Origin of the sequence: Micromonospora sp. NPDC092111 (assembly GCF_044755745.1) — a bacterium.
GTDB lineage: Bacteria > Actinomycetota > Actinomycetes > Mycobacteriales > Micromonosporaceae > Micromonospora.
The window spans coordinates 161588-183720 of record NZ_JBIVRQ010000011.1; the positions used below are offsets into that span (position 1 = coordinate 161588).

Here is a 22133-nt window from a genome sequence, read left to right on the forward strand (position 1 = left end):
CGGGTCACCCCGCCCGGGACAGCCAACCGGACGGTCGGGCGATGATCCGGCGTACCACCGAACCGGCCCCGCCGACGGCCGCCGACTCGGCGCCGAGCGCCGCCGGGCGGACCGTCACCGGGGACCACCCGGCGGTCAGTACCCGGTCGGCGAGTTCGGCCAGCACCGGCGGGCGCAGCCACGGGGCGAGGGTCGCGTACCCGCCACCGAGCACGACGGTGTCCAGGTCGAGCAGGTTCACCACCCCGGAGACGGCCACCCCGAGGGCGGTGCCGGCGGCCCGCAGCGCGGCCAGCGCCGCCGGGTCGCCGGCGGTGGCCAGGTCGGCCAGCCGCCGGGCGGCGGTGTCCGCGGGCAGGTCCGCGCCGGCCAGCCCGGCCGCCGCCAGCACGGCCTCCTGACCGGCGTACGTCTCCAGGCAGCCCCGGGCGCCGCACCGGCAGGTGGGCCCGGCCGGATCCACCGGTACGTGGCCCAGCTCGCCGCTCCAGCCCCGGGCGCCCCGGAACAGTGCCCCGTCGAGCACGATCCCGGCGCCGATGCCGATCTCGCCGGAGACGTGCAGGAAGCTCTCCGGGCCGTCCGGGCGGGCGTGCAGCTCGCCCAGCGCGGCGAGGTTCGCCTCGTTCTCCACCACCAGCGGCGGCACCCCGTCGACCGGGTCGGTGAGCGCGGGGTGGCCGGCGAGCAGGGCCGGCACGTCGACCTCCCGCCAGCCCAGGTTGGGCGCGAGCCGGACCAGCCCGTGGGCGTCGACCAGGCCCGGCACGGCCAGGGTCGCCCCGGCCAGGGTGAGTCCGTCCCGGACGGCGGCGGCGCGGGCCCGCCCGGCCAGCCCGACCAGCCCGGTGAGCGCGTCGGCGGGGGAGAGCGGGCGCAGGTCGACCCGGCGTACCTCGTGGTGCCGGACCGCGCCGGCCAGGTCGACCACGCAGGCGGCCAGGTAGTCGACGTTGATCTCCAACCCGAGCCCGGCCGGGCCGGCGCCGCCGAGCAGCAACCCGCGCGCGGGGCGGCCGGCGCCGCTGCGGGGCGCGGGGTCGGCCTCGCAGACCAGCCGTCCGGCGATCAGATCGTCGACGACCGCCGACACGGTGGCCCTGGTCAGGCCGGTGTCGGCGGCGATCTCGGCCCGCGAGGGGGGCCGGTCGGCGGCGGCGATCCGGCGCAGCACCACGGCGAGGTTGAGTTCGCGCAGGCTGCCCTGCCGGACCGCGCCAGCGGTACGGGTGTCGGTCACCTCTTGACAGTGCCACAGCCCGGTCATTTAATTCAACCACTGAACAAATTGCGCACGACACACCACCATCACCGGAGGTCTGCCATGGCACCCCGTCCCACCCCTGCCGACAAGTTCTCCTTCGGGCTCTGGACGGTGGGCTGGCAGGCCCGCGATCCGTTCGGCGACGCCACCCGTCCGGAGCTGGACGCGGTGGAGGCCGTGCACCGCCTCGCCGAGCTGGGCGCGTACGGCATCACCTTCCACGACGACGACCTGATCCCGTTCGGCGCGGACAACGCCGCCCGGGAGGCCCAGCTCGCCCGGTTCCGCAAGGCGCTCGACGAGACCGGCCTGGTCGTGCCGATGGTCACCACCAACCTCTTCACCCACCCGGTCTTCAAGGACGGCGGCTTCACCAGCAACGACCGTGACGTCCGCCGCTACGCGCTGCGCAAGGTGCTGCGCAACGTCGACCTCGCCGCCGAGCTGGGTGCCCGCACCTTCGTCATGTGGGGTGGCCGGGAGGGTTCCGAGTACGACGTGGCCAAGGACATCCGCGCCGCGCTGGACCGCTACCGCGAGGCCGTCGACCTGCTCTGCCAGTACGTGCTGGACCAGGGCTACGACCTGCGGTTCGCCATCGAGCCCAAGCCGAACGAGCCGCGCGGCGACATCCTGCTCCCCACCGTCGGGCACGCCCTGGCGTTCATCTCCGGCCTGGCCCGGCCCGAGATGGTCGGCCTGAACCCGGAGGTCGGGCACGAGCAGATGGCCGGCCTCAACTACGCCCACGGCATCGCCCAGGCGCTCTGGCAGGGCAAGCTCTTCCACCTCGACCTCAACGGCCAGCGGGGCATCAAGTACGACCAGGACCTGGTCTTCGGCCACGGTGACCTGATGAACGCGTTCGCCCTGGTCGACCTGCTGGAGAACGGCGGCCCCGACGGCGGCCCGGCGTACGACGGCCCCCGGCACTTCGACTACAAGCCCTCGCGCACCGAGGACATCGCCGGGGTGTGGGCGTCGGCCGAGGCCAACATGCGCACCTACCTGCTGCTCAAGGAGCGGGCGGCGGCCTTCCGGGCCGACCCGGAGGTGGCCGACGCGCTGGCCGCCAGCAAGGTCGCCGACCTGGCCACCCCGACGCTGAACCCGGGGGAGAGCTACGCCGACCTGCTCGCCGACCGGTCCGCGTACGAGGAGTTCGACGTGGACGGCACGGCCGCGCGGGGCTTCGGCTTCGTCCGGCTCAACCAGCTCGCCGTCGAGCACCTGCTCGGCGCGCGCTGAGGCGGGCCGCCATGCCGCTCGTCGCCGGGGTGGACTCGTCCACCCAGTCCTGCAAGGTGGTCGTCCGGGACGCGCAGACCGGCGCGCTGGTCCGCGCGGGCCGCGCGCCGCACCCGGACGGCACCGAGGTCGACCCACGAGCCTGGTGGGACGCCCTGCTGGCCGCCGTCGAGGCGGCCGGCGGGCTGGCCGACGTGGCGGCCGTCTCGGTCGGCGGCCAGCAGCACGGCATGGTCTGCCTGGACGAGTCGGGTGAGGTGGTCCGGCCGGCGCTGCTGTGGAACGACACCCGCTCTGCCGACGCCGCCCACGACCTGATCGCCGAGGCCGGTGGCGGGGAGGTCGGCCGCCGGTTCTGGGCCGACGCGGTCGGTCTGGTCCCGGTGGCCAGCTTCACCGCCACCAAGCTGCGCTGGCTGGCCCGGCACGAACCGGAGCATGCCGCCCGGGTCGCCGCGGTCTGCCTGCCGCACGACTGGCTGACCTGGCGGCTGGCCGGCGCACCCGGCCTGGACGCGCTGCGCACCGACCGGGGCGACGCCAGCGGCACCGGCTACTGGTCCCCGGCGACCGGGCAGTACCGCCCCGACCTGCTGGAACGGGCGTTCGGCCGGGTCGTCGGGGTGCCCACGGTGCTCGGCCCGGCCGACCCGGCCGGGGTGCTGGACCCGGGTGGGAACGCCCTGCTCGGCACCGGTGCCGGGGGCATCCTGCTCGGCCCCGGCACCGGGGACAACGCCGCCGCCGCGCTGGGGGTCGGGGCGGGACCGGGCGACGTGGTCGTCTCGATCGGCACCTCCGGCACGGTGTTCGCGGTCACCGACAAGCCGGCCGCCGACCCGGGGGGAGCGGTCGCCGGGTTCGCCGACGCGACCGGCCGGTTCCTGCCGCTGGTCTGCACGCTCAACGCGGCCCGGGTGCTCGACGCGGCGGCGGCGATGCTCGGGGTCGGCCTGGACGAGTTGTCCGAGCTGGCGCTGAGCGCCCCGCCCGGCGCGGACGGCCTGGTCATGGTCCCCTACCTGGAGGGAGAGCGGACCCCGGACCGGCCGACCGCCACCGGTGCCGTGCACGGTCTCACCCTGCGTACCGCCACCCCGGCCCACCTGGCCCGGGCGGCGGTGGAGGGGATGCTCTGCGCGTTGGCCGACGGCCTCGACGCGCTGACCGCGCAGGGGGCCACGGTCGAGCGGGTGATCCTGGTCGGCGGTGGGGCCCGCTCGGCGGCGGTCCGCCGGATCGCGCCGCAGGTCTTCGGCCGGCCGGTGGTGGTACCCCCGCCCGGGGAGTACGTCGCCGACGGCGCGGCCCGCCAGGCCGCCTGGGTCGCCCTGGGCGGGGCGACGCCACCCACCTGGACCGTCGGCGACACCGAGGAGTACGCGGCGGAGCCCGTCCCCGCCGTCCGGCAGCGGTACGCCCTGGCCCGGGAGCACACCCTCGACCGGGTCGGTGCGGACGGGCGGTGACCTGACCGACGGGGGGCCGTCACCGGTCCGTGATCCGCACCTGGTTGGCTGCCGGGCATGACCGGCACCAGGATCTCCCGGCGCGGAAACGCGGCGCACCGCTTCTACAGCGTGGTGGTGTTCGTGGTGCTCGCCTCGCTGGACAACGTGGCGATCGGCCTGGTGCCGCCGCTCTACGGGCCGATCTCCGGGGCGCTGGGCGTACCGCAGCGGTCGCTCGGCCTGGTCACCGCCGGCAGTTTCCTGGTCAGCGCGGTCGCCGCGGTGGCCTGGGCCTACGTCGGCGACCGGACGAACCGCAAGCCGTTGCTGATGGTGGGCACCCTGGTCTGGGCGGCCGGCACCGGGGGCAGCGCGCTCGCCCAGGGCTTCCCGACGTTCCTCGCCGCGCAGTTGGTCGCCGCGGTCGGGCTGGGCGCGGTCGGGTCGGTCGGGTTCTCCGTGGTGACCGACCTGATCTCGCCCCGGCGGCGGGGGCTGGTGATGAGCTTCTGGGGGCTGTCCCAGGGGGTCGGCACCCTGGCCGGCACCCTCCTCGGGGGGCTCCTCGGCGCCACCGACTGGCGACGTCCGTTCCTGCTGCTCACCGTGGTCGGCCTGGCGGCCACCACGGCCTACCTCTTCACGTACGACATCCGGCGTGGGCAGAGCGAGCCGGAGTTGGCCGGGGCGATCGACGCGGGCGCCGACTACGACTACCGGATCACCCGGGCCGACCTGCCCCGGATCCTGGCCCGGCGGACCAACCGGTGGCTGATCCTCCAGGGCATCACCGCACAGGCGGCGTTCGGCTCGCTGGTGTGGCTGCCGGTGCTCTTCGCCGAGCGGGCGCAGGCCCAGGGCTACTCGGCGGCGACGGCGGTCGTGGTGGGCAGCGTCTTCGCCACCCTGTTCCAGCTCGGCGGGGTGTTCTCGATCTTCGGCGGGCTGGCCGGCGACGCGCTGCAACGCCGTAACCCGAGGGGCCGGGCCCTGGTCGCGGCGGTGGGCATCCTCGCGGCGCTGCCGTTCTACCTGGTGCTGTTCTTCGTCCCGATCCGCATCGACGTGCCCGACGGCGGCGGCACCGGTGCGGTGGTCGGCGCGGTGCTGGCCAGCGTGGTGACCGAGCCGACGGTCGGGCTGAGCCTGCTCACCGCCCTGGTCGCGCTGGCGCTGACCTCGGCGAACTCGCCGAACTGGTTCGCCCTGATCGCCGACGTGAACCCGCCGGAACACCGGGGCACCGTGTACAGCCTGGGCAACCTGGTCAACGGGATCGGTCGGGCGGCCGGCAACGGGCTGGTGGGGGTGGCCTTCCACGCCCTGCGGGCGGCCTTCCCGCCGCCGCTGAACTTCGCCGTCGGGCTCGCCGCCTTCCAGCTCTTCTTCATCCCGACCGGGTTGATGTACTGGCTCGCCTCGCGCACCTCGCCCCGCGACATCGCGGCCGTGCACGACCTGCTGCACCGCCGCGCCGACCACCTCTGACAGCCCATCCCGGCCGGCCGCCCCATCCTGGCCCGCTGCCCCATCGTGGCCCGACGCCACCTCGCGCTGTCCTGTATCGGACGGCGCTGACTCGCGCTGACCGGGGGCAGCCTGGTAGCCGCTGCCGCGCGGGCGGTGGTGCCCCAGCAGCCTGCCGGCCCCGGGTGGACGGGACGCTGGGTGGACGGGGACGCCCGCCGGGCGTCGGAGGACGGCACCGGCGGGCGTCGGGGTCGATCGGGCATGGGTGGGTCAGTGGCGGACCCAGACCGTCACGTCGGTGGGCACCCGGCCGTCGGGGTCCAGCGGCGCGCTGCTGTGCAGCACCTCCCCGGCCGGCGGCGGCACCGGGGTGTCGCCGAAGTTGGTCAGTACGGTCAGCCCGGCGTTGCGGAAGGTCAGCACCTCGTCGCCGGAGGAGAGCCAGGCCAGCGTGCCCCGGCCCAGCCCGTGCTCGCGGCGCAGCCGCAACGCGGTCCGGTACGTCTCGTACGTCGAGCCGGGCACCCCCTGCTGCCGGTCCAGGGCGTACTCGGCCCAGACCGGTGGCTGCGGCAGCCAACTGGCGTCGGTCGGGCCGAAGCCGTACGACGGGGCGTCGGCCTCCCACGGGATCGGCACCCGGCAGCCGTCCCGGCCGCGTTGGGTGTGGCCGCTGCGCGCCCAGGTCGGGTCCTGCCGGGCCTCGTCGGGCAGCGTGGTGTGCTCCGGCAGCCCCAACTCCTCACCCTGGTAGAGGTAGGCCGAGCCGGGCAGGGCCAGCATCAGCAGGGTGGCCGCCCGGGCCCGGCGCAGGCCCAGCGCGGCGTCCGGCTGTGGGTCGCCGATGCCGATGCCGTTGGGTCGGCCCCCGCCCAGCGGCAGCCCCAGCCGGGAGGCGTGCCGGACGACGTCGTGGTTGGAGAGCACCCAGGTGGTGGGGGCGCCGACCGCGTCGGTGGCCGCCAACGAGCGGGTGATCACCGCGTACTGGGCGGGCGCGGTCCAGGAGGCGAGCAGGTACTCGAAGTTGAACGCCTGGTGCATCTCGTCCGGGCGGACGTAGCGGGCCAGCCGCTCGGCCGGCTCCACCCACGCCTCGGCGACCAGGATCCGCTCCCCGTCGTAGGAATCCAGCACCCGACGCCAGTCCCGGTAGACCTCGTGCACGCCGTCCTGGTCCCACATCGGCGGCCGGGGCTTGTCCACCTCGTTGCCGGAGAGGATCTCCTGCGGCTCCTCCCAGTCGGCCAGGTCGGCCTGCTTGACCAGGCCGTGCGCCACGTCCACCCGGAAGCCGTCGACGCCCCGGTCCAGCCAGAACCGGAGCACGTCCAGGAACTCGGCGCGTACCTCGGGGTTGTCCCAGTTGAGGTCCGGCTGGCCGGTGTCGAACAGGTGCAGGTACCACTGGCCGGGCCGGCCGTCCGGGTCGGTGGTCCGGGTCCAGGCCGGACCGCCGAAGACGCTCTGCCAGTCGTTCGGGGGCTGGGCGCCGTCCGGGCCGAGGCCATCGCGGAAGACGTACCGGGCCCGCTCCGGGCTGCCGGGGGCAGCGGTGACGGCGGCCCGGAACCATCGGTGCGCCGACGAGCTGTGGTTGGGCACCAGGTCGACGATGACCCGCAGGCCCCTGGCCCGGGCCTGGGCGATCAGCGTGTCCGCGTCCGCCAGGCTGCCGAAGAGCGGGTCGACGTCCCGGTAGTCGGCCACGTCGTAGCCGGCGTCGGCCTGTGGCGACGGGTAGAACGGCGACAGCCAGACCGCGTCGACACCCAGCTCGGCGAGGTGACCGAGCCGGGCGGTGATGCCGGGCAGGTCACCGATGCCGTCGCCGTCGGAGTCGGCGAAGGAACGCGGGTAGATCTGGTAGATGACGGCTTCGGTCCACCAGCCGGGGGCCACGCCCGCGGACTGTTCCTGCTGCCTCGCGTCGGTGTTCAGAGCCTTCTCCCTGTGTCGAGCCGTGTCGGGCGTGTCGAGCCGTGTCGAGAGGTCGCCGGCGTGCCGCGCCGGGCGGTCGAGTCCGTTCAGTGTGCCCGCGGTGGCGCGGTCGACTCACGCACCACCAGCCGAGTGGGCAGGATCACCGGCGGGCTCGGCGGTCCATCGCCGGCCCCGCGCGAAACGGGCACCCGGTCGCCGTACGGGTCGGCGGCGTGGGCGCCCAGCGGGTCGAGCAGCAGCCGGGCGGCGAGCCGGCCCTGCTCGGCGGCGGGCTGGGCGATGGTGCTCAGCCCGAGTACGCCGGACAGGTCGTGGTCGTCCACGCCGATCACGCTGACGTCCTGCGGCACCCGCAGCCCGGCGTCGCGCAACGCGGTCATCGCGCCCATCGCGATCTCGTCACAGGCAGCGAAGATCGCGGTCGGCGGCTCCCCCCGGGCCAGCAGCTCGGTGGTGGCCCGGTTGCCGCCGTCGATGGTGAACTGGGACTCCATGTCCAGGCTCGGGTCGGGGCGGATCCCCGCCGCGCGCAGCGCCTCCCGGTAGCCCCGGCGGCGGTCCAGGTGGGTGGTGTAGGCCAGCTCGTCGTCCGGGTCGCCGGAGATGTGCGCGATCCGGCGGTGGCCGAGATCGAGCAGGTGCCGGGTGGCCGTCCGGGCCGCCGCCACGTCGTCGATCCGGACGCAGGGCCAGCCGGGCACGGTGCTGCCGGAGCTGATGGTGATGCCGGGCAGGTCCAGCGCGGCCAGGGCGGTCAGGTCGGCCGATCGCAGCGGGGTGGCCACCAGCATGATCGCGTCCACCCGCTTGTGCAGGTTGGCGGTGCGCAGCACCCGTTGCCGGATCTGCTCGCGCCCGCCGAGGTTGTAGAGCAGCAGGTCGTAGCCGGCCTGGTGGAGGAAGTCCTCGACCGCCTCCACCACGGTGCCGAAGAACCAGCGGGTGATCCGGGGGACCACCACGGCCACCGTGCCGGTCCGGCCGCCGGCCAGCCGGGAGGCGCTCGGCGACACCGCGTACTGGAGCTGTTCGGCGGCGGCGAGCACCCGGCGGCGGGTCGCGGCCGAGACCGTCGGTAGGCCGCGCAGCGCCCGGGAGACGGTGGCGGTGGAGACCCCGGCGAGCCGGGCCACGTCATCGATCCTCGTCACGGTGTCGTTCCCCCGCTCCGCGCCCGACCTCCGCCGCCGCCCGGTGGACCGGGCGGCGGCGGGAGGACGTCAGCCCTTGACGCTGCCGGCGAGCAGACCCCGTACGAAGTAACGCTGGAGCGACAGGAACACGACCAGCGGTACGACGATCGAGACGAACGCGCCGGAGGTGAGCCGCTGCCACTCGTTGCCCCGGGTGCCGGCCATCTCGGCCAGCCGGACGGTGAGCGGGGCGGTCTCGCTGCCGCCACCGGCGAAGATCAGCGCGACCAGCAGGTCGTTCCAGACCCAGAGGAACTGGAAGATGCCGAACGCCGCCAGCGCCGGGGTGATCAGCGGCAGGACGATGGTGCGGAAGATCTTCGGGTGGGTGGCCCCGTCGACCCGGGCCGCCTCCATCAGGTCCCGGGGGAGCTGCGCGATGAAGTTGTGCAGCAGGAACACCGCGAAGGGCAGGGCGAAGCAGGTGTGCGCGAACCACACCTGGGCGAACTTCTGCTCGTCGACCAGGTCCCAGGCCGGCATCAGCGTGACGCCGCCGACGGTGACGCCGGTGGAGAAGAACTTCAGCAGCGGCACCAGGGCCATCTGCAACGGCACGATCTGCATCGCGAAGATCGCGATGTAGAGCCAGTCCCGTCCACGGAAGTTGATCCAGGCCAGCGCGTACGCGGCCAGCGCCGCGAAGGCCAGCGGGAACAGCACCGACGGGATGGTGATGGCCAGCGAGTTGATGAAGTAGCTGGCCAGTTGGCCCGACGACGAGGAGGACCCGAAGAGCACGTCCTGGTAGTTCTCCAGGGTGAACTGCGGGTCGGTGAAGGCCGTCCACCAGCCGGTGGACTTGATCTCGGCCGCCGGCCGGAACGAGGAGACGAAGAGGCCGAAGGTCGGGATCGTCCAGAGCAGCGCGATGACGATCGAGACCAGGGTGGCGGTGCGGCTGTTGAGCCGCTTGCGGACCCGGCCGGCGACGGTGGTCGGCCCGGTGGCCTGGGCGCCGGCTCCGACGGTGGGCGTGGCGGTGGTCATCTCAGCCCTCCCGCTGCTGACGCAGGTTACGGATCTGGTAGATCACGATCGGGATGACCAGGACGAAGAGGAAGACCGCCAGCGCCGAGCCCTGCCCGTTCTGGCCGTACCGGAACGCCTGGTTGTACATCTCGTTGGCGATCACGCTGGTGTCGTAGTTGCCGTTGGTGGCGGTCCGGACGATGTCGAAGACCTTGAGCGTGGCGATCGACAGGGTCACCACCACCACGATCAGCGCCGGCCGGATGCTCGGCATGGTGATCTGCCAGAACATCTGCCACGGGCTGACCCCGTCGAGGCGGGCCGCCTCCACGATGTCCGCCGGGATCGCCTTGATCGCGGCGGAGAGCACCACCATGGCGAAGCCGGCCTGGATCCAGACCATGATGACGATGAGCAGGAAGGTGTTCAGCGGCGATTCGAGCAGCCACTGCTTGGGCTCGCCGCCGAGGCTGACCATGATCTGGTTGAGCAGACCGATCTGTTCCTGGTCCTCGCTCCGGTACGCGTAGACGAACTTCCAGATGATGCTGGCGCCGACGAACGAGATCGCCATCGGCAGGAAGATCAGCGACTTGGCGACGGCCTCGAACCGGGCCTTGTCCACCATGACCGCGTAGAGCAGGCCGAACGAGGTGGCCACCAGCGGCACCAGCAGCACCCAGATCAGCGTGTTGATCAAGACCCGGACGATCGAGTCCTCGGAGAACATCCAGCCGTAGTTGCGCAGCCCCACCCAGTTGTCGCCACCGGCGTCCATGAAGGAGAGCAGCGTGGTGCGGATCGCCGGCACCACCAGCCCGATGGTGAGCAGCAGCAGCGTCGGCAGCAGGAAGAAGAGCGCGAAGAGCCCCTCCCTCGGCTTGCGTCGGCGGGGCAGCGGGGCACCGCCCGTCGAGGCGGCGATGAGTTGCGCCTCCCGACGGCGGGCGAACCAGGCCGGCACCACGTCGAGGAGCAGGAGCAGACCGCCCACCACCGCGACGAAAGCGATCAGCCCGTACATCAGCATGAGGAACTTTGGCTGTTCCTCCGCGAAGTCGAACTCCATCGACCCTCCCTCAAGGGTTCGGTATCCGACGGTGGCCCGGTCCGCTGTCGCGGACCGGGCCACCGTCTCAGATCACTTCCAGCTGCTCTCGATGCCGTTCAGCACCGTCGCGGTGTCCTTGCCGTTGATCCAGTCGACCATGCCCTTCCAGAAGGTGCCCGCCCCGACGGCGGCCGGCATCAGGTCGGAGCCGTCGAAACGGAAGACCGTCTTCTCGTCCTGGAGGATCTGGACGGAGAGCTTGTCGACCGGGTTCGGCACGTTGGCCAGGTCGAGCTTCTTGTTGGCCGACACCCAGTCGCCGATCTTGGCGCGGCTGTTGGCGTACTCGCCGGAGGCCAGGTAGGTCTGCACCGCCTGGACCTCGGGACGGTCGGCGAAGGCCGCGACGAACTCGCCGCCGCCCAGCACCGGCTTGCCCTTGGCCGGGTCGATGGCCGGGAAGTAGAACGCGAAGATGTCGCCGTCCTCGGCCACCTTGGTGCCCTGCGGCCACTGGTTGGCGTAGAAGGACGCCTGCCGGTGCAGGGCGCACTTGCCGGCGGTGATCGGCGTGCCGGCCTCCTGGAAGGAGGTGGTGGCGATGCTCTTCACGCCGCCGAAGCCGCCGTTGACGTACTTCTCGTTCTTGAGGATGGTGCCGGCACGGTTGAGCGCGTCGGCGACCTGCGGGTCGTTGAACGGGATGCCGTGGGTGGTCCACTGGTCGTAGACATCGGGGCCGCCCGTACGCAGCAGCACGTCCTCGATCCAGTCGGTGGCCGGCCAGCCGGTGGCGTCACCGGACTCGATGCCGGCGCACCACGGCTTGGTGCCGCTGGCCGCGATCGTGTCGCTGAGCTTGATCAGGTCGTCCCAGGTGGTGGGGACCTGCCAGCCCTTCTCCTTGAAGGTCTTCGGCGAGTACCAGACGAACGACTTGACGTTCGAGCCCAGCGGGGCGCCGTAGAACTGGCCGTTGACGGTGCTGTACTTCAGCCAGTCGGGGGAGTAGTTGGCCTCGGCCTCGGTCTTGGTCGCGGCGCCGGCCGGCTTCAGCTTGCCGGAGTCGACGAACCGCTTGAGCAGACCCGGCTGCGGGATGAAGGCGAGGTCGGGGGCGTTGCCACCGTCGACACGGACGCCGAGCTGGGCCTCGAACTCGCCGGAGCCCTCGTGGTCGATCTTGATGCCGGTGCAGTCCTCGAACGGCTTCCAGGACTGCGCGAGGCGGTCGGCCTCGATGTCCCGGATCGACGAGTAGATCGTGACCTTCTTGCCGTCGTTGTCGCCGTACTTCTCATATGCCGCGCATTCCGCGGAGCCCGCGTTGCTGCTCTTCTTGTCGTTGCCGGTGCCGCAGGCGGTGGCGCCGAGCGCCAGCCCCAGCACGCCGGCGATCGCGAGAGCCTGGCGTGATCTGGCAAACGCCATGCCGTTCTCCTTCCTTGCCGGCGCGCCCACGGGTGGGGGAACCCGGCGCCGGTCCGATGAGTCGTCCCCACATGTAAGCGCTTGCAATACGATCGGTCCACCCCCTGCTGGACACGGCCCGGTAACAATCCCGAAACCCACTCACCCTGCGTGGGCGCGCTCCCACTCGCGGCAGCACGACGCCGGGGTCGTCGACGCCGGGACGCTCCGGTCTGGGAGGACGGAGGTCCCGGGGTCGACGACCCCGGCGGGTCCGGTGAGGTGAACCGGCGTCAACTGAAGATGCTGACACCACCCGGGCCGACCAGGAGGCCGACCACGATGAGGACGATGCCCCACAGGATCTGCCGGCGGAACAGCGCGAGGATGCCGGCGACCACGAGTACGACTGCGAGAATCCAGAGAATCAGCTCCATGGTTGCTGATTACCCGGCCCGCCGATCCCGAAAACCTGCTTCTCAGTCGGAATGATCTCCCAGGTGGAAGACGCTGTACGCCTGCTTGATGACCGGGTGGGCGACGTTGCGCACCCGCACCCCGCCCGGGGTGGTGCCCCGTTCGGTGCCGGCGTGCGCGTGCCCGTGCAGGGCGAGCGCGGTCGGTGCCGAGTCGATCGCCTGGCCGAGCTGGTACGACCCGAGGAACGGGTAGATCTCCAGCGGCTCCCCGGCCAGGGTGTCCGGCACGGGGGAGTAGTGGGTCAGCGCGACCAGCAGATCGCAGTCGAGCCCGCGCAGCGCCTTCTCCAGCGCCTCCGCGCTCTCGTTGGTGGTCCGGACGAACGCCTTCATCTCCGGCTCGCCGAAGTCACTGGCGCACCGCCCGGCGAACCCGCCGCCGAAGCCCTTCACCCCGGCCACGCCGAGCCGGCCGCCGGCGCACTCCAGCACCGTGCCGGTCCCCTCCAGCACGGTGATCCCGGCGTCGGAGAGCACCTTGACCACCTGCGGCACCTGGTCGCACTGGTGGTCGTGGTTGCCGAGCACGGTGATCACCGGCACCCCGAGGTCGCCGAACTCCTGCGCGACGCAGCGGGCCTCGGACTCGGTGCCGTGCCGGGTCAGGTCGCCGGCGAGCAGCAGCACGTCGGCGCAGTCCGGCAACTCCTCCAGGGCCGGCCGGAACCGGCCCACCACGTCCTGGTCCAGGTGGACGTCGCCGACGGCGGCGATCCGGATCATCGGCTCCCCCTCACGGCAGCTCCTCGACCTGGGTGGGCGCCTGGGTCCGGATCACGCCGATGTCGCTGGTGATCGGTTCGTCCGGGAACCGCTCGGCGACCCGGCGCAGGATCTCCTCCCGCCGGTGCGGGCTCTCCACCTCGCCGTAGAGCACCAGGCCGCGGTCCCGGCGGACCACGGTGATGCCCTGCTCGGCGACGGCCGGGTCCTCGGCCAACAGCCGGTGGATCTCCGCCTCGACGTACTCGTCGGGCGGGCCGGCGCGGTGTTCGGTCACGGTGTCTCCTTCCCCTCGGGGGTGCGGGCGTACGGCACCGGCGTGCCCCCGTACGGGACCACGTCGAGCCGGTCCAGCAGCATCAGGAACGCCTCGGCGTACGGCGAGTGCTGCGTCTCCTTCCGTACCCGTTCCCAGTCGATCTGTTCGCGCAGCGAGCGGGCCAGCGGCAGGCCGCGGGCGAAGTCGCAGTAGTGCTGCGAGAAGCTGAGCAGCTTGTGCACCATCAGCCGGGTGGCCGACAGCACCGGCATGTGGATGGCGTCCACCGGGCGGATCATGGTGTCGGTCAGGGTCTCCTGGGTCACCGGGGTCTCCACCGGCCGGTGGATCAGGTCCACCATCCGTCCCTCGTCGTAGACCTTGACCAGCCAGTCCTCCGGCGGATGCTCGGCGGTGAAGCCCTCGGCGGTGAGCGCTTCCAGGGCCCGTTCGACGTCCGCCTCGGGCAGCAGGAAGTCCACGTCGTGCTCGCTGGAGTGCCCGCCGTGCGCGTAGACGGCGAAGCTGCCGCCGAGCGCGAAGGGGATCTCGTTCTGCTTGAGCACGGCGGCGACCCGCTTGAGGGTGTGCAGGAGGCTGGCGTCCCCGCGCTCGGCCATCTGGTCTCTCCCGTCGTGGGCAGGCGGTTGGAAATGACGTTGCGTACCCGGTGGTCCGCCCGCCCACACCTCGACGACCACCCGGCCCGGTCATCGGGGCAGCAACGTGATCAAACGGGCCGCCGGTGGGCGCGGGTCGGATAGCCTGTGGAGGGTGGTCAGATCACTGCGGGCGACCGGCGGCGGGACCCGACTGCGCCGGATCGCCCTGATCGGCATCGACGGCTCGGGCAAGACCACCCAGGCGCACCGGCTCGCCGACGCGCTCACCGCGGCCGGACTGCCGGCCACCTACCACCGCAACGCCGGCGGCCGGCGCTGGCTCGGGCGGGTCGCCCACCGGCTGGGCCGCCCCGACGCGCAGCTCCTGGTGGGCCGGAACGGGACGCTCGCCGTGGAGTCCGTGCTGCGCTGGCTGGCCATCGCCGCCGCCCTGCTGAGCTGCCTGGTGACCGGCCGTACCGCGGTGATGGACCGCTACTCCGCCTGCCAGTACGCCAGCATCCGGGCGCACGGCGGGCAACGCTGGGAGCGGCTGGCCCGGGCCGGTTACCGGGTCTTCCCGCCGCCCCAGGTCACCTTCCTGCTCACCGTCGACCCGAGGGAGGCGTACCGGCGGATCGAGCGACGCGGCGAGGACCACGAGACGATGGGCTGGCTGACCGCCGCGGACACCGCGTACCGGACGCTGCCCGAGTACCCGACGTTCGTCGTGGTCGACGCGGGAGGCGCGCCGGACGAGGTGTCCCGGCGGATCCGGGCCCACCTGGCGGACTGGCTGCCGCCGGAGGAGGCGGGTCCGCCGGCCACCGACCCACCGGACGACACCGGCCCGGTCGCCCCCGACGACGGGCGGACGCCCCGGGAACCGGTGGCGGCTCAGGCCCGCCCGTAGACCGGCACCGACGCCCCGCTGGTCGGGGCGGACTCGTCGGAGGCGAGGAACCGGATCACCGGGGCGATCTCGGCGGGGGTGACCCAGCGGTGGTGGTCGGCGTCGGGCTGGGCGGCCCGGTTGGCCGGGGTGTCGATCACGCTGGGCAGCACGGTGTTGCAGCGCACCCCGGACGCCCGGTACTCCACCGCCACGGCGTTGGCGAAGGCCAGCACGGCCGCCTTGGCGGTGACGTACCCGGCCGCGCCGGGGAAGGGGGCGAGCGCGGCCCGGGACGACACGCAGACCACCGCGCCGCCGCCGGCCGCCACCAGGTGCGGCAGCGCCGCCTGGGTGACCAAATAGGTCGGGCGCAGGTTGAGCGCGAGCATCCGTTCGAACTCCTCGACCGGCGTCTCGTGCACCCGGCCGCCGTCGGCGTACCCGCCGACCAGGTTGACCACGGCGCGCAGCGGCGCGGCCGGGTCGCCGGCGGCGACCGCCACCGCGCGGGCCACGCCGGCCGGGTCCATCAGGTCCGCGACCGGCCGGTCCGGTCCGGCCGCCGCCGGCTCCGGCCCGGTCGCGCTCTCCCGCCGCGGTACGACCACCCGCCAGCCGGTCTGGCGGAAGGCGGAGACGACCGCGGGGCCGAGCCCACCCGTTCCGCCGGTGACCAGGACGCTTCGCTCCGCCATGGGCACACCGTAGCGTGGCCGATTCCACCGGACCGGCCGAGGCGGGTCAGGCTGCGGGAATGGCACTCTGTGCCGGAACGGTCCCCCGGGCGGGGGATACTTCTGTCGGATCCGCGTGGTCATGGTTGACGCTCGCGGCTCGTGAAAGTAAGTTTCATCCGTGGCGAAGAGTACGAAGATTTCTGCGAGTCACGAGCCGGGTGGGCTGATCGTCCACATCAGCGGCCTGCTCCCGTCGCTGTCCCCCGCCGAGCAGCGGGTCGCCCGGCTGGTCGTCGCCGACCCCGCCGACGCCGCCCGGCGGACCATCACCGACCTCGCCACCGCCGCCGAGACCTCCGAGGCCACCGTCATCCGGTTCTGCCGGTCGGTCGGCATGGACGGCTACCCGCAGCTCCGGATCCGGCTCGCCGCCGAGGCGGCCCGCCGGGTCGAGCCGCCGGACGCCCGGGTGGTCGGTGGCGACATCCCGCCCGGCGCCGACCTGGCCCAGATCATCGCCACCATCGCGTTCAACGACGCCCGGGCCGTGGAAGAGACCGCCGAGCAGCTCGACCCGGCGGTCTGCGAGCAGGTGGTCGAGGCGATCGTCGGGGCCGGCCGGATCGACGTCTACGGCGCCGGGGCCAGCGGCTTCGTCGCCTCCGACTTCCAGCAGAAGCTGCACCGCATCGGCCGCACCGCCTTCTACTTCCCGGACGTGCACACCGCGTTGACCTCCGCCGCGCTGCTCGGCAGGGGCGACGTGGCAGTCGGCATCTCGCACACCGGCACCACCTCCGACGTGATCGAGGTGCTCGAACAGGCCCGGTCGCGGGGCGCCGCCACCGTCGCGCTGACCAACTTCCCCCGGTCGCCGATCACCGAGGTCGCCGACTTCGTGCTCACCACCGCCGCCCGGGAGACGACGTACCGCTCGGGCGCGATGGCCAGCCGGCTGGCCCAGCTCACCGTCGTGGACTGCCTCTTCGTCGGGGTGGCCGCCCGGAACCGGGCCCGGGCCCGCAAGGCACTGGAGGTCACCGCCGAGGCGGTCCGGACACACCGGGTCGGCGGCGGCCGGAGGCGCTCGTGACCGCCGGCCGGGTCGAGCCGGACGGCGTGGTGGAGCAGCGGGGGACCGAGGGCGTGGTCGACCTGCGTCCCGTGGTCCGGGTCGGCGCCCCCACCGAACGGCGCAACCCGCACAGCGTCGACCTCGACCTGATGTCGACCCGGGACGTGCTCACCGTCATCAACGACGCCGACCGCCGGGTGCCGGCCGCGGTGGCCGCCGTGCTGGACGAGATCGCCGCGACCGTCGACCTCGCGGTGGCCGCCCTGCGTGGCGGGCACCGGGTGCACTACTTCGGGGCCGGCACCTCCGGCCGGCTCGGGGTGATCGACGCCGCCGAACTGGCCCCCACCTTCAACTCCCCGGGTGACTGGTTCTGCGCCCACCTGGCCGGCGGTCCGGACGCGATGTGGCGGGCCGTCGAGGACGCCGAGGACGATCGTCGCGGCGGGGCGGCCGACGCCGCCGAGTGCGTCCGGGCGGGCGACCTGGTGGTCGGGCTGGCGGCCAGCGGTCGCACCCCGTACGTCCTCGGGGCACTCGACGCCGCCCGGGAGGGGGACGCCTCGACGGTGCTGCTGTGCGCCAATCCGGAGGCCGGTGCCGCGTCCTCGGTCGACGTGTTCATCGGGGTGGACACCGGACCCGAGGTGGTCACCGGGTCGACCCGGATGAAGGCGGGCACCGCGCAGAAGCTGGTGCTGAACACCTTCTCCACGGCGGTGATGGTGCGTCTCGGCCGGGTCTACTCGAACCTCATGATCGACATGGTGGCCACCAACGCCAAGCTTCGGGGCCGCATGATCTCGATCCTGGTGGAGGCGACCGGCTGCTCCGAGGAGGTCTCCCGGGGGGCCCTGCACGAGGCCGACGGCGACTTGAAGACCGCCCTCGTCTCCCTGGTGTCCGGGGCCGGGGTCAGCGCCGCCCGGGCCGCCCTGGCCCGCTCCGCGCACCAGGTCCGGGGCGCGATCGCCCTGCTCGCCTCCTGACCCGCCGCCGGTCGCCGGCCGGGTCGCGCCGGCCGGGCGTGACGGGAGACACGGTGTAGCCGGGACGTCCACCACGCCACGGATTGTTGTCCAGGGCGTGGGGTAATCCAGCACGCATGGATGAACCGACCGGTCCACCGGCGCGTATCTGGCAGTGACCAGGATCGCAGCCGGCCGGTGACGAGGATCGCTGTGTTCTTGGGAATCGCAATGATGCGATGCCGTCGAACGGCTGACGGCACCCCGTCCCACCAGCGGCGATCGTGGTGCCCATCGGTGCACCCCCGACGGGTCGCTGACAGCAAACGTGGACCGTGCTTTCAGCTCTTACTCAGGCATTCGTGACACTTTCGACTCACGACATGGAATCCCCGACACGTCTCAACTGTTGTGCAGGTGTCAGCACCGAGGGCACGGCGGGAAGTTGCGGGGGAGGGGCTGATGGACGTGGGGATGGCAAGGAACCGGGCAACCGGCGCGAGCGAGGGGACCGTGGACACCGTGGACAAGAACATCGGCATGCGAACCGACGAGGTCGCCGAGGAGCGTGACCTGGTCGGCGTCTACCTTCACGAGATCTCCCGGACGCCACTGCTGGACGCCGCCAAGGAGGTCGATCTCTCCAAGGCGATCGAGGCCGGCCTCTACGCCGAGCACCTGCTCGGTGAGGACCGCGTCCCCGCCGGCGTCGACCGGGACGACCTGGAGCGTCTGGTCGTCGAGGGGGAGCGGGCGAAGGACCTCTTCATCCGGGCCAACCTGCGGTTGGTCGTCTCGATCGCCCGCCGCTACGTGCGGTCCGGGATGCCCATGCTGGACCTGATCCAGGAGGGCAACACCGGCCTGGTGCGCGCGGTCGAGAAGTTCGACTACGAGCGCGGCTACAAGTTCTCCACCTACGCCACCTGGTGGATCCGTCAGGCCATCAGCCGGGCGATCGCCCAGCAGGAGCGGACGGTGCGGCTGCCCGTGCACCTGGTCGAGGACGTCAACCGGATGCGCAACGTGGCCCGGCAGCTCACCCGCGAGCTGGGCGGCGACCCGGAGCCGGAGCAGATCGCGACGGCCCTCGGCGTCACCGTCGAGCGGGTCAACGAGCTGGTCCGCTGGTCGCAGGACACCGTGTCGCTGGACACTCCGGTGGGCGACGACGGTGACACCAACCTGGGCGACCTGGTCGCCGACAGCGACGCCCCGTCGCCGGAGGACATCGTCCTCACCGGCCTGGAGCGGCAGCGCATCGAGGGCCTGCTCAACCACCTCGACGACCGGTCCGCCGGCATCATGCGGGCCCGGTACGGCCTGGAGGACGGGCGGGAGCACTCGCTGACCGAGGTCGCGTCGCGCTTCTCGCTCTCCCGGGAGCGGATCCGTCAACTGGAGATCCAGGCCCTCGGCCGGCTCCGCGAGCTGGCCCGGGCCGAGGGGTTGCAGGCGGCCTGACCGGGTGGGTCGTGCGGAGCGGCCACCGGCCGCCCGACCCGGGTCCGTGAAGCGGCCACAGGCCGTCTGACCTGGTATCAATGACGGCGAACGGCCGGCGTCCGATAGGGGGACGCCGGCCGTTCGCCGGTTCCGCGCAGGCCCCGTCCGCGCCGGGTGGATCAGCCGACCCGGCCGTAGCCGGCGATGCTCATCATGTTCATGTCCCGCTTGAGCACGTTGCGGCCGGCGCTCGGCGCGTCGATCACCTGCCCGCCGCCGACGTACAGGGCGACGTGCCCCAGCCCGGAGTAGAAGACCAGGTCGCCGGGGCGCAGCGCGCTGCGGCTGACCCGGGAGGTGGCGTCCCACTGCATCGCCGCGTTGTGCGGCAGCGACTTCCCGGCCGCCCGCCAGGCGGCGAGGGTCAGGCCCGAGCAGTCGTAGCCGCCCGGACCCTCGGCGCCCCAGACGTACGGCCGGCCGATCGCCCCGTACGCGTACCGCACGGCGGTGCCGGCGCTGCCGGAGACGGCCGGCGCGGCGGCGGCGGGTGCGGAGCGGGCCGGCGTGGCCGCCGGGGCCTCGGTGGCCCGGCCGTACGCCGCCCGGCGCAGGTCGTACAGGTTCGCCAGGTCCTGCTCGATCCGCTTCTTGGTCCTGGCCATCGCCCGGGACTGGGCGCCCTGCCGGACCAGCGTGGCGTCCAGCCGGCCCTTCTCGTCGAGCAGGGCCCGCTGGTCGGCGGTGTAGCCGTCGATCTGCTGCTGGCGCTGCCGGGTGAGCCGGTCGAGGGTGCCCAGCCGGTCCACCAGCGAGCCGCCGGCCGGGTCGAGGACCGCCTCGGCCGTCCGCAACCCGCCGGTCTTGTACGCCGTGGCGGCGATCCGACCCACCTCGGCGCGGCTCCGGGCGGCCTGGGCCTCCAGCGGGCCGATCCGCGCGTGCAGCTCGGCGGCGCTGGCCTGGTTCGTCTTGATCTCCTCGTTGAGCTTGTTGTACGACTCGACGATCCGTTCCAGCTCCGCCGAGGACCTCTCGATCCGCGCGGTCAGGTCGGCGACCGAGGGTTCGGCCCGGACGGGCGCCGACGGGGCGATCAGCGCGGCCGACAGGCCGGCGACCGCGAGGGTGCGCAGCAGCATCCGTAAGGACGACAAGAGCGGAAGGCTCCTCTCCCACCGGTCACCGGGGGGTGCTCGCGGCTCCGGTGACACCGGCCCGGGGTCGTCCGGATGGACGGCGGCTTACCGGGTCGGCCCCTCAACCTAACGTGTGACGGGAGTCATCCGCAGATGAAGCAGGGGCGAATGTTGGCAAAGAGGTAGGAAGTGCCACGGCTACTGATGACTATCCGTGAGGCATCGCTTCGGCGTGTCGCCGTCGATTGGGTGCTTGGTGAAGAAGGTCTGATTCGTCGTTCCAGGCGGATACCGACGGCAATCGGGGGAGAAACGACGGACAAAACCGAAATGGTGGCTAGATGCCGACGAAGAAGGGAGGTCGTGCTCGCCGGATCTGTCGGAAATCGGCCCGCGGCGGTGGCCCACCGGCAACAGAATGGAGCCCCAGCCGGGAATCCCGCCGGACGCAGGGGCGTCGCGGTGGGAGCACCCGGTGTCGCCGGCCCTGGGAGGACGCCGTGCAGGCAGACCGCGCCACCACCCGACCGCCGCGTTGGTCCCGATCGACCACGCTCCTCTACGCCCGGCCCGGGATCGTGGTGACCACCGAACGGTTCACCGTCGGCCGGCGCAGCTTCGCCGTCGCCGACCTCACCCACCTGCGCACCGGCCGTGGGCCGCACGACCGGCTCGCGGTCCGCGCCGTGGTGGTCAGCGCGGTGCTCGTCGGCGCGGCCGGGGTCCTGCTCGGCTTCACCGGTGGGCTGGCACGGCTCACCGCCGGGGCGTACCTGGCGCTGGGCGCGGTGTGCCTGCTGCCGGCGCTGCTGGTACTCGCCGGGGACCGGTGGCGACCCCCCGCCCACGAGCTGCACGGACACTGTCAGGGCACCGAGCTGCTGCTGTTCGGCAGCGACGACCGGGCGCAGTTCGACCAGGTCGTCCAAGCCGTGCGCCGGGCCCGCGAGCTGCACCGGTACGCCGGCGCCGACGACCCGCCGGCCGGGGCCGACCACTGGCGGCCGACCGTCAGAGGGTGACCGGCTCCGGGGTACGCGGGCGCTCGGCCGACAACTCGCGGGTCACCCTGCGCTCCGCCACGAACGACACGAACGGCACCGTGCCGGCGAGCATCACCAGCAGCATCCGCTTCAGCGGCCAGTTCACCCGCCGCCCCAGGTCGAAGGTGGCGGCCAGGTAGAGCATGTAGAGCCAGCCGTGCGCGGTGCCGACGACCGCCACCACGGCCGGCTCGTCGAACGCGTACTTCAGCGGCATGCCGATCAGCACCAGCACGGCCAGCGCCACGCCCACGATCCAGGCGATCACGCGGTACCGGGTAAGGGCTCCGCCCACCGTCGTCCGTCCTTCCGACCGGCCTCAGCCGGGATAGTCACCGGGCCTCGCGCCCGGGTTGGCGTTCAACCATGTCAGGTAGTGGTTGTATGCGGCCAGGTCGGCGTCGTCCGACCCGGCCGGCGGGGCGGCCGGGACCCGGGCGACCCGCACCGGACGGCGTACCGCCGGGGTGCCCGGTGACGGCGCGGCGGCGACCACCCCGTCCGGCGGGTCGGCCCGCTCCGGCCCGGCGGCCTCCGGCCCGCGCAGCGTGTGCCGTACCTCACGCCACCAGACGAAGACCACGAAGCCGGCGAAGATCGGCCACTCCACCGCGTACGCCCAGCTCAGCGTGTTGCCCGAGGCGGCCCGGCTGATCTGCCACCAGCCCAGCGCCAGGAAACCCGCCACCAGCACGACCATGGCCACATGGCGGGCGATCCACGCCCGTGTCCAGAGCCGCTTCATGCCGTCGAGGGTACCGGGACCGCCCGGCGTCTCCGACGCGGCGTCGTAGCCACGCCGTCGGAGGGTTTGGTGACACGCC

General features: G+C 72.9%; 21 protein-coding genes and 1 pseudogene. 8 read left to right on the top strand and 14 right to left on the bottom strand.

The window, feature by feature from the left end:
* Nucleotides 1-4: 4 nt before the first annotated feature.
* A complete protein-coding gene (locus ACIQG9_RS21345) occupies nucleotides 5-1267 on the bottom strand; it encodes an ROK family protein (RefSeq protein ID WP_400404968.1) in 1263 nt (420 codons plus the stop codon).
* Nucleotides 1268-1324: 57 nt separating this feature from the next.
* Between ACIQG9_RS21345 and xylA the strand changes: the two genes are divergently transcribed.
* Genes xylA through ACIQG9_RS21360 form a run of 3 tightly spaced genes read left to right on the top strand, consistent with a single transcriptional unit; the run spans nucleotide 1325 to nucleotide 5451 of the window.
* Nucleotides 1325-2512 (top strand): xylose isomerase, encoded by a 1188-nt coding sequence (gene xylA / locus ACIQG9_RS21350; protein WP_400404971.1) that lies wholly within the window; start codon nucleotides 1325-1327, stop codon nucleotides 2510-2512.
* Nucleotides 2513-2523: 11 nt separating this feature from the next.
* On the top strand, nucleotides 2524-3981 hold the full coding sequence (gene xylB, locus ACIQG9_RS21355; RefSeq protein ID WP_400404973.1) for a xylulokinase: 1458 nt from the start codon (nucleotides 2524-2526) through the stop codon (nucleotides 3979-3981).
* 57 nt (nucleotides 3982-4038) lie between these two features.
* Nucleotides 4039-5451 (top strand): MFS transporter, encoded by a 1413-nt coding sequence (locus tag ACIQG9_RS21360; RefSeq protein WP_400404976.1) that lies wholly within the window; start codon nucleotides 4039-4041, stop codon nucleotides 5449-5451.
* Nucleotides 5452-5703: 252 nt separating this feature from the next.
* Here ACIQG9_RS21360 and ACIQG9_RS21365 read toward each other — a convergent pair whose 3' ends face one another.
* From ACIQG9_RS21365 to ACIQG9_RS21405, 9 genes and pseudogenes are all read right to left on the bottom strand, one after another.
* On the bottom strand, nucleotides 5704-7374 hold the full coding sequence (locus ACIQG9_RS21365; protein WP_400405203.1) for a glycoside hydrolase family 13 protein: 1671 nt from the start codon (nucleotides 7372-7374) through the stop codon (nucleotides 5704-5706).
* An 86-nt stretch (nucleotides 7375-7460) separates the two neighbouring features.
* Nucleotides 7461-8528: a LacI family DNA-binding transcriptional regulator gene (locus tag ACIQG9_RS21370; RefSeq protein WP_400404978.1), complete on the bottom strand. Its 1068-nt coding sequence runs from the start codon at nucleotides 8526-8528 to the stop codon at nucleotides 7461-7463.
* A gap of 69 nt (nucleotides 8529-8597) precedes the next feature.
* Nucleotides 8598-9560 (bottom strand): carbohydrate ABC transporter permease, encoded by a 963-nt coding sequence (locus tag ACIQG9_RS21375; RefSeq protein ID WP_400404981.1) that lies wholly within the window; start codon nucleotides 9558-9560, stop codon nucleotides 8598-8600.
* A gap of 1 nt (nucleotide 9561) precedes the next feature.
* Nucleotides 9562-10611, bottom strand: a complete 1050-nt coding sequence (locus tag ACIQG9_RS21380) for a carbohydrate ABC transporter permease (protein ID WP_400404983.1) — start codon at nucleotides 10609-10611, stop codon at nucleotides 9562-9564.
* A 72-nt stretch (nucleotides 10612-10683) separates the two neighbouring features.
* Nucleotides 10684-12024: an ABC transporter substrate-binding protein gene (locus ACIQG9_RS21385; RefSeq protein WP_400404986.1), complete on the bottom strand. Its 1341-nt coding sequence runs from the start codon at nucleotides 12022-12024 to the stop codon at nucleotides 10684-10686.
* Nucleotides 12025-12296: 272 nt separating this feature from the next.
* A complete protein-coding gene (locus ACIQG9_RS21390; RefSeq protein ID WP_018786997.1) occupies nucleotides 12297-12440 on the bottom strand; it encodes a GPGG-motif small membrane protein in 144 nt (47 codons plus the stop codon).
* Nucleotides 12431-13205 (bottom strand): annotated as a pseudogene (locus ACIQG9_RS21395) (metallophosphoesterase). Before ACIQG9_RS21395 ends, ACIQG9_RS21390 begins: the two are co-directional and overlap by 10 nt.
* Nucleotides 13206-13215: 10 nt before the next feature.
* The gene (locus tag ACIQG9_RS21400) at nucleotides 13216-13482 is read right to left on the bottom strand and encodes a hypothetical protein (RefSeq protein WP_400404988.1); all 267 of its coding nucleotides are present in this window, start codon (nucleotides 13480-13482) and stop codon (nucleotides 13216-13218) included.
* Nucleotides 13479-14084 (bottom strand): nucleotidyltransferase, encoded by a 606-nt coding sequence (locus ACIQG9_RS21405; protein ID WP_400404990.1) that lies wholly within the window; start codon nucleotides 14082-14084, stop codon nucleotides 13479-13481. The genes ACIQG9_RS21400 and ACIQG9_RS21405 overlap by 4 nt, the downstream gene beginning before the upstream one ends.
* A gap of 154 nt (nucleotides 14085-14238) precedes the next feature.
* Here ACIQG9_RS21405 and ACIQG9_RS21410 point away from each other — a divergent pair, with 154 nt between their 5' ends.
* Nucleotides 14239-14979 (top strand): dTMP kinase, encoded by a 741-nt coding sequence (locus tag ACIQG9_RS21410; RefSeq protein ID WP_400404993.1) that lies wholly within the window; start codon nucleotides 14239-14241, stop codon nucleotides 14977-14979.
* Here ACIQG9_RS21410 and ACIQG9_RS21415 read toward each other — a convergent pair.
* Nucleotides 14964-15656, bottom strand: a complete 693-nt coding sequence (locus tag ACIQG9_RS21415) for an SDR family NAD(P)-dependent oxidoreductase (protein ID WP_400404995.1) — start codon at nucleotides 15654-15656, stop codon at nucleotides 14964-14966. The genes ACIQG9_RS21410 and ACIQG9_RS21415 overlap by 16 nt on opposite strands.
* A gap of 160 nt (nucleotides 15657-15816) precedes the next feature.
* Between ACIQG9_RS21415 and ACIQG9_RS21420 the strand changes: the two genes are divergently transcribed.
* The 3 genes from ACIQG9_RS21420 to ACIQG9_RS21430 all read left to right on the top strand — a co-directional run bounded on the left by ACIQG9_RS21420 (nucleotide 15817) and on the right by ACIQG9_RS21430 (nucleotide 19145).
* Nucleotides 15817-16731 carry a MurR/RpiR family transcriptional regulator gene (locus tag ACIQG9_RS21420; protein WP_400404998.1) on the top strand — a complete coding sequence of 305 codons (915 nt, stop codon included), beginning with the start codon at nucleotides 15817-15819 and terminating at the stop codon, nucleotides 16729-16731.
* Nucleotides 16728-17702 (top strand): N-acetylmuramic acid 6-phosphate etherase, encoded by a 975-nt coding sequence (murQ, locus tag ACIQG9_RS21425; protein ID WP_400405000.1) that lies wholly within the window; start codon nucleotides 16728-16730, stop codon nucleotides 17700-17702. Before ACIQG9_RS21420 ends, murQ begins: the two co-directional genes overlap by 4 nt.
* A gap of 453 nt (nucleotides 17703-18155) precedes the next feature.
* On the top strand, nucleotides 18156-19145 hold the full coding sequence (locus tag ACIQG9_RS21430; protein WP_400405002.1) for an RNA polymerase sigma factor RpoD/SigA: 990 nt from the start codon (nucleotides 18156-18158) through the stop codon (nucleotides 19143-19145).
* A gap of 161 nt (nucleotides 19146-19306) precedes the next feature.
* Here the strand turns inward: ACIQG9_RS21430 and ACIQG9_RS21435 are convergent, their stop codons facing one another.
* Entirely contained in the window at nucleotides 19307-20284 is a 978-nt protein-coding gene (locus ACIQG9_RS21435) for an NlpC/P60 family protein (RefSeq protein WP_400405004.1), read from the bottom strand.
* 482 nt (nucleotides 20285-20766) lie between these two features.
* On the opposite strand from ACIQG9_RS21435, the gene ACIQG9_RS21440 reads away from it, so the two are divergent.
* On the top strand, nucleotides 20767-21288 hold the full coding sequence (locus ACIQG9_RS21440) for a DUF6232 family protein (protein ID WP_400405006.1): 522 nt from the start codon (nucleotides 20767-20769) through the stop codon (nucleotides 21286-21288).
* On the opposite strand, the gene ACIQG9_RS21445 is transcribed toward ACIQG9_RS21440, so the two are convergent.
* Together ACIQG9_RS21445 and ACIQG9_RS21450 are read right to left on the bottom strand one after the other, a co-directional pair.
* On the bottom strand, nucleotides 21278-21604 hold the full coding sequence (locus tag ACIQG9_RS21445) for a DUF3817 domain-containing protein (protein ID WP_400405008.1): 327 nt from the start codon (nucleotides 21602-21604) through the stop codon (nucleotides 21278-21280). The two genes, ACIQG9_RS21440 and ACIQG9_RS21445, sit on opposite strands and share 11 nt — an antisense overlap.
* A gap of 24 nt (nucleotides 21605-21628) precedes the next feature.
* Complete coding sequence (locus ACIQG9_RS21450) at nucleotides 21629-22054, bottom strand: hypothetical protein (RefSeq protein WP_400405010.1); 426 nt, start codon at nucleotides 22052-22054, stop codon at nucleotides 21629-21631.
* Nucleotides 22055-22133: the final 79 nt, after the last annotated feature.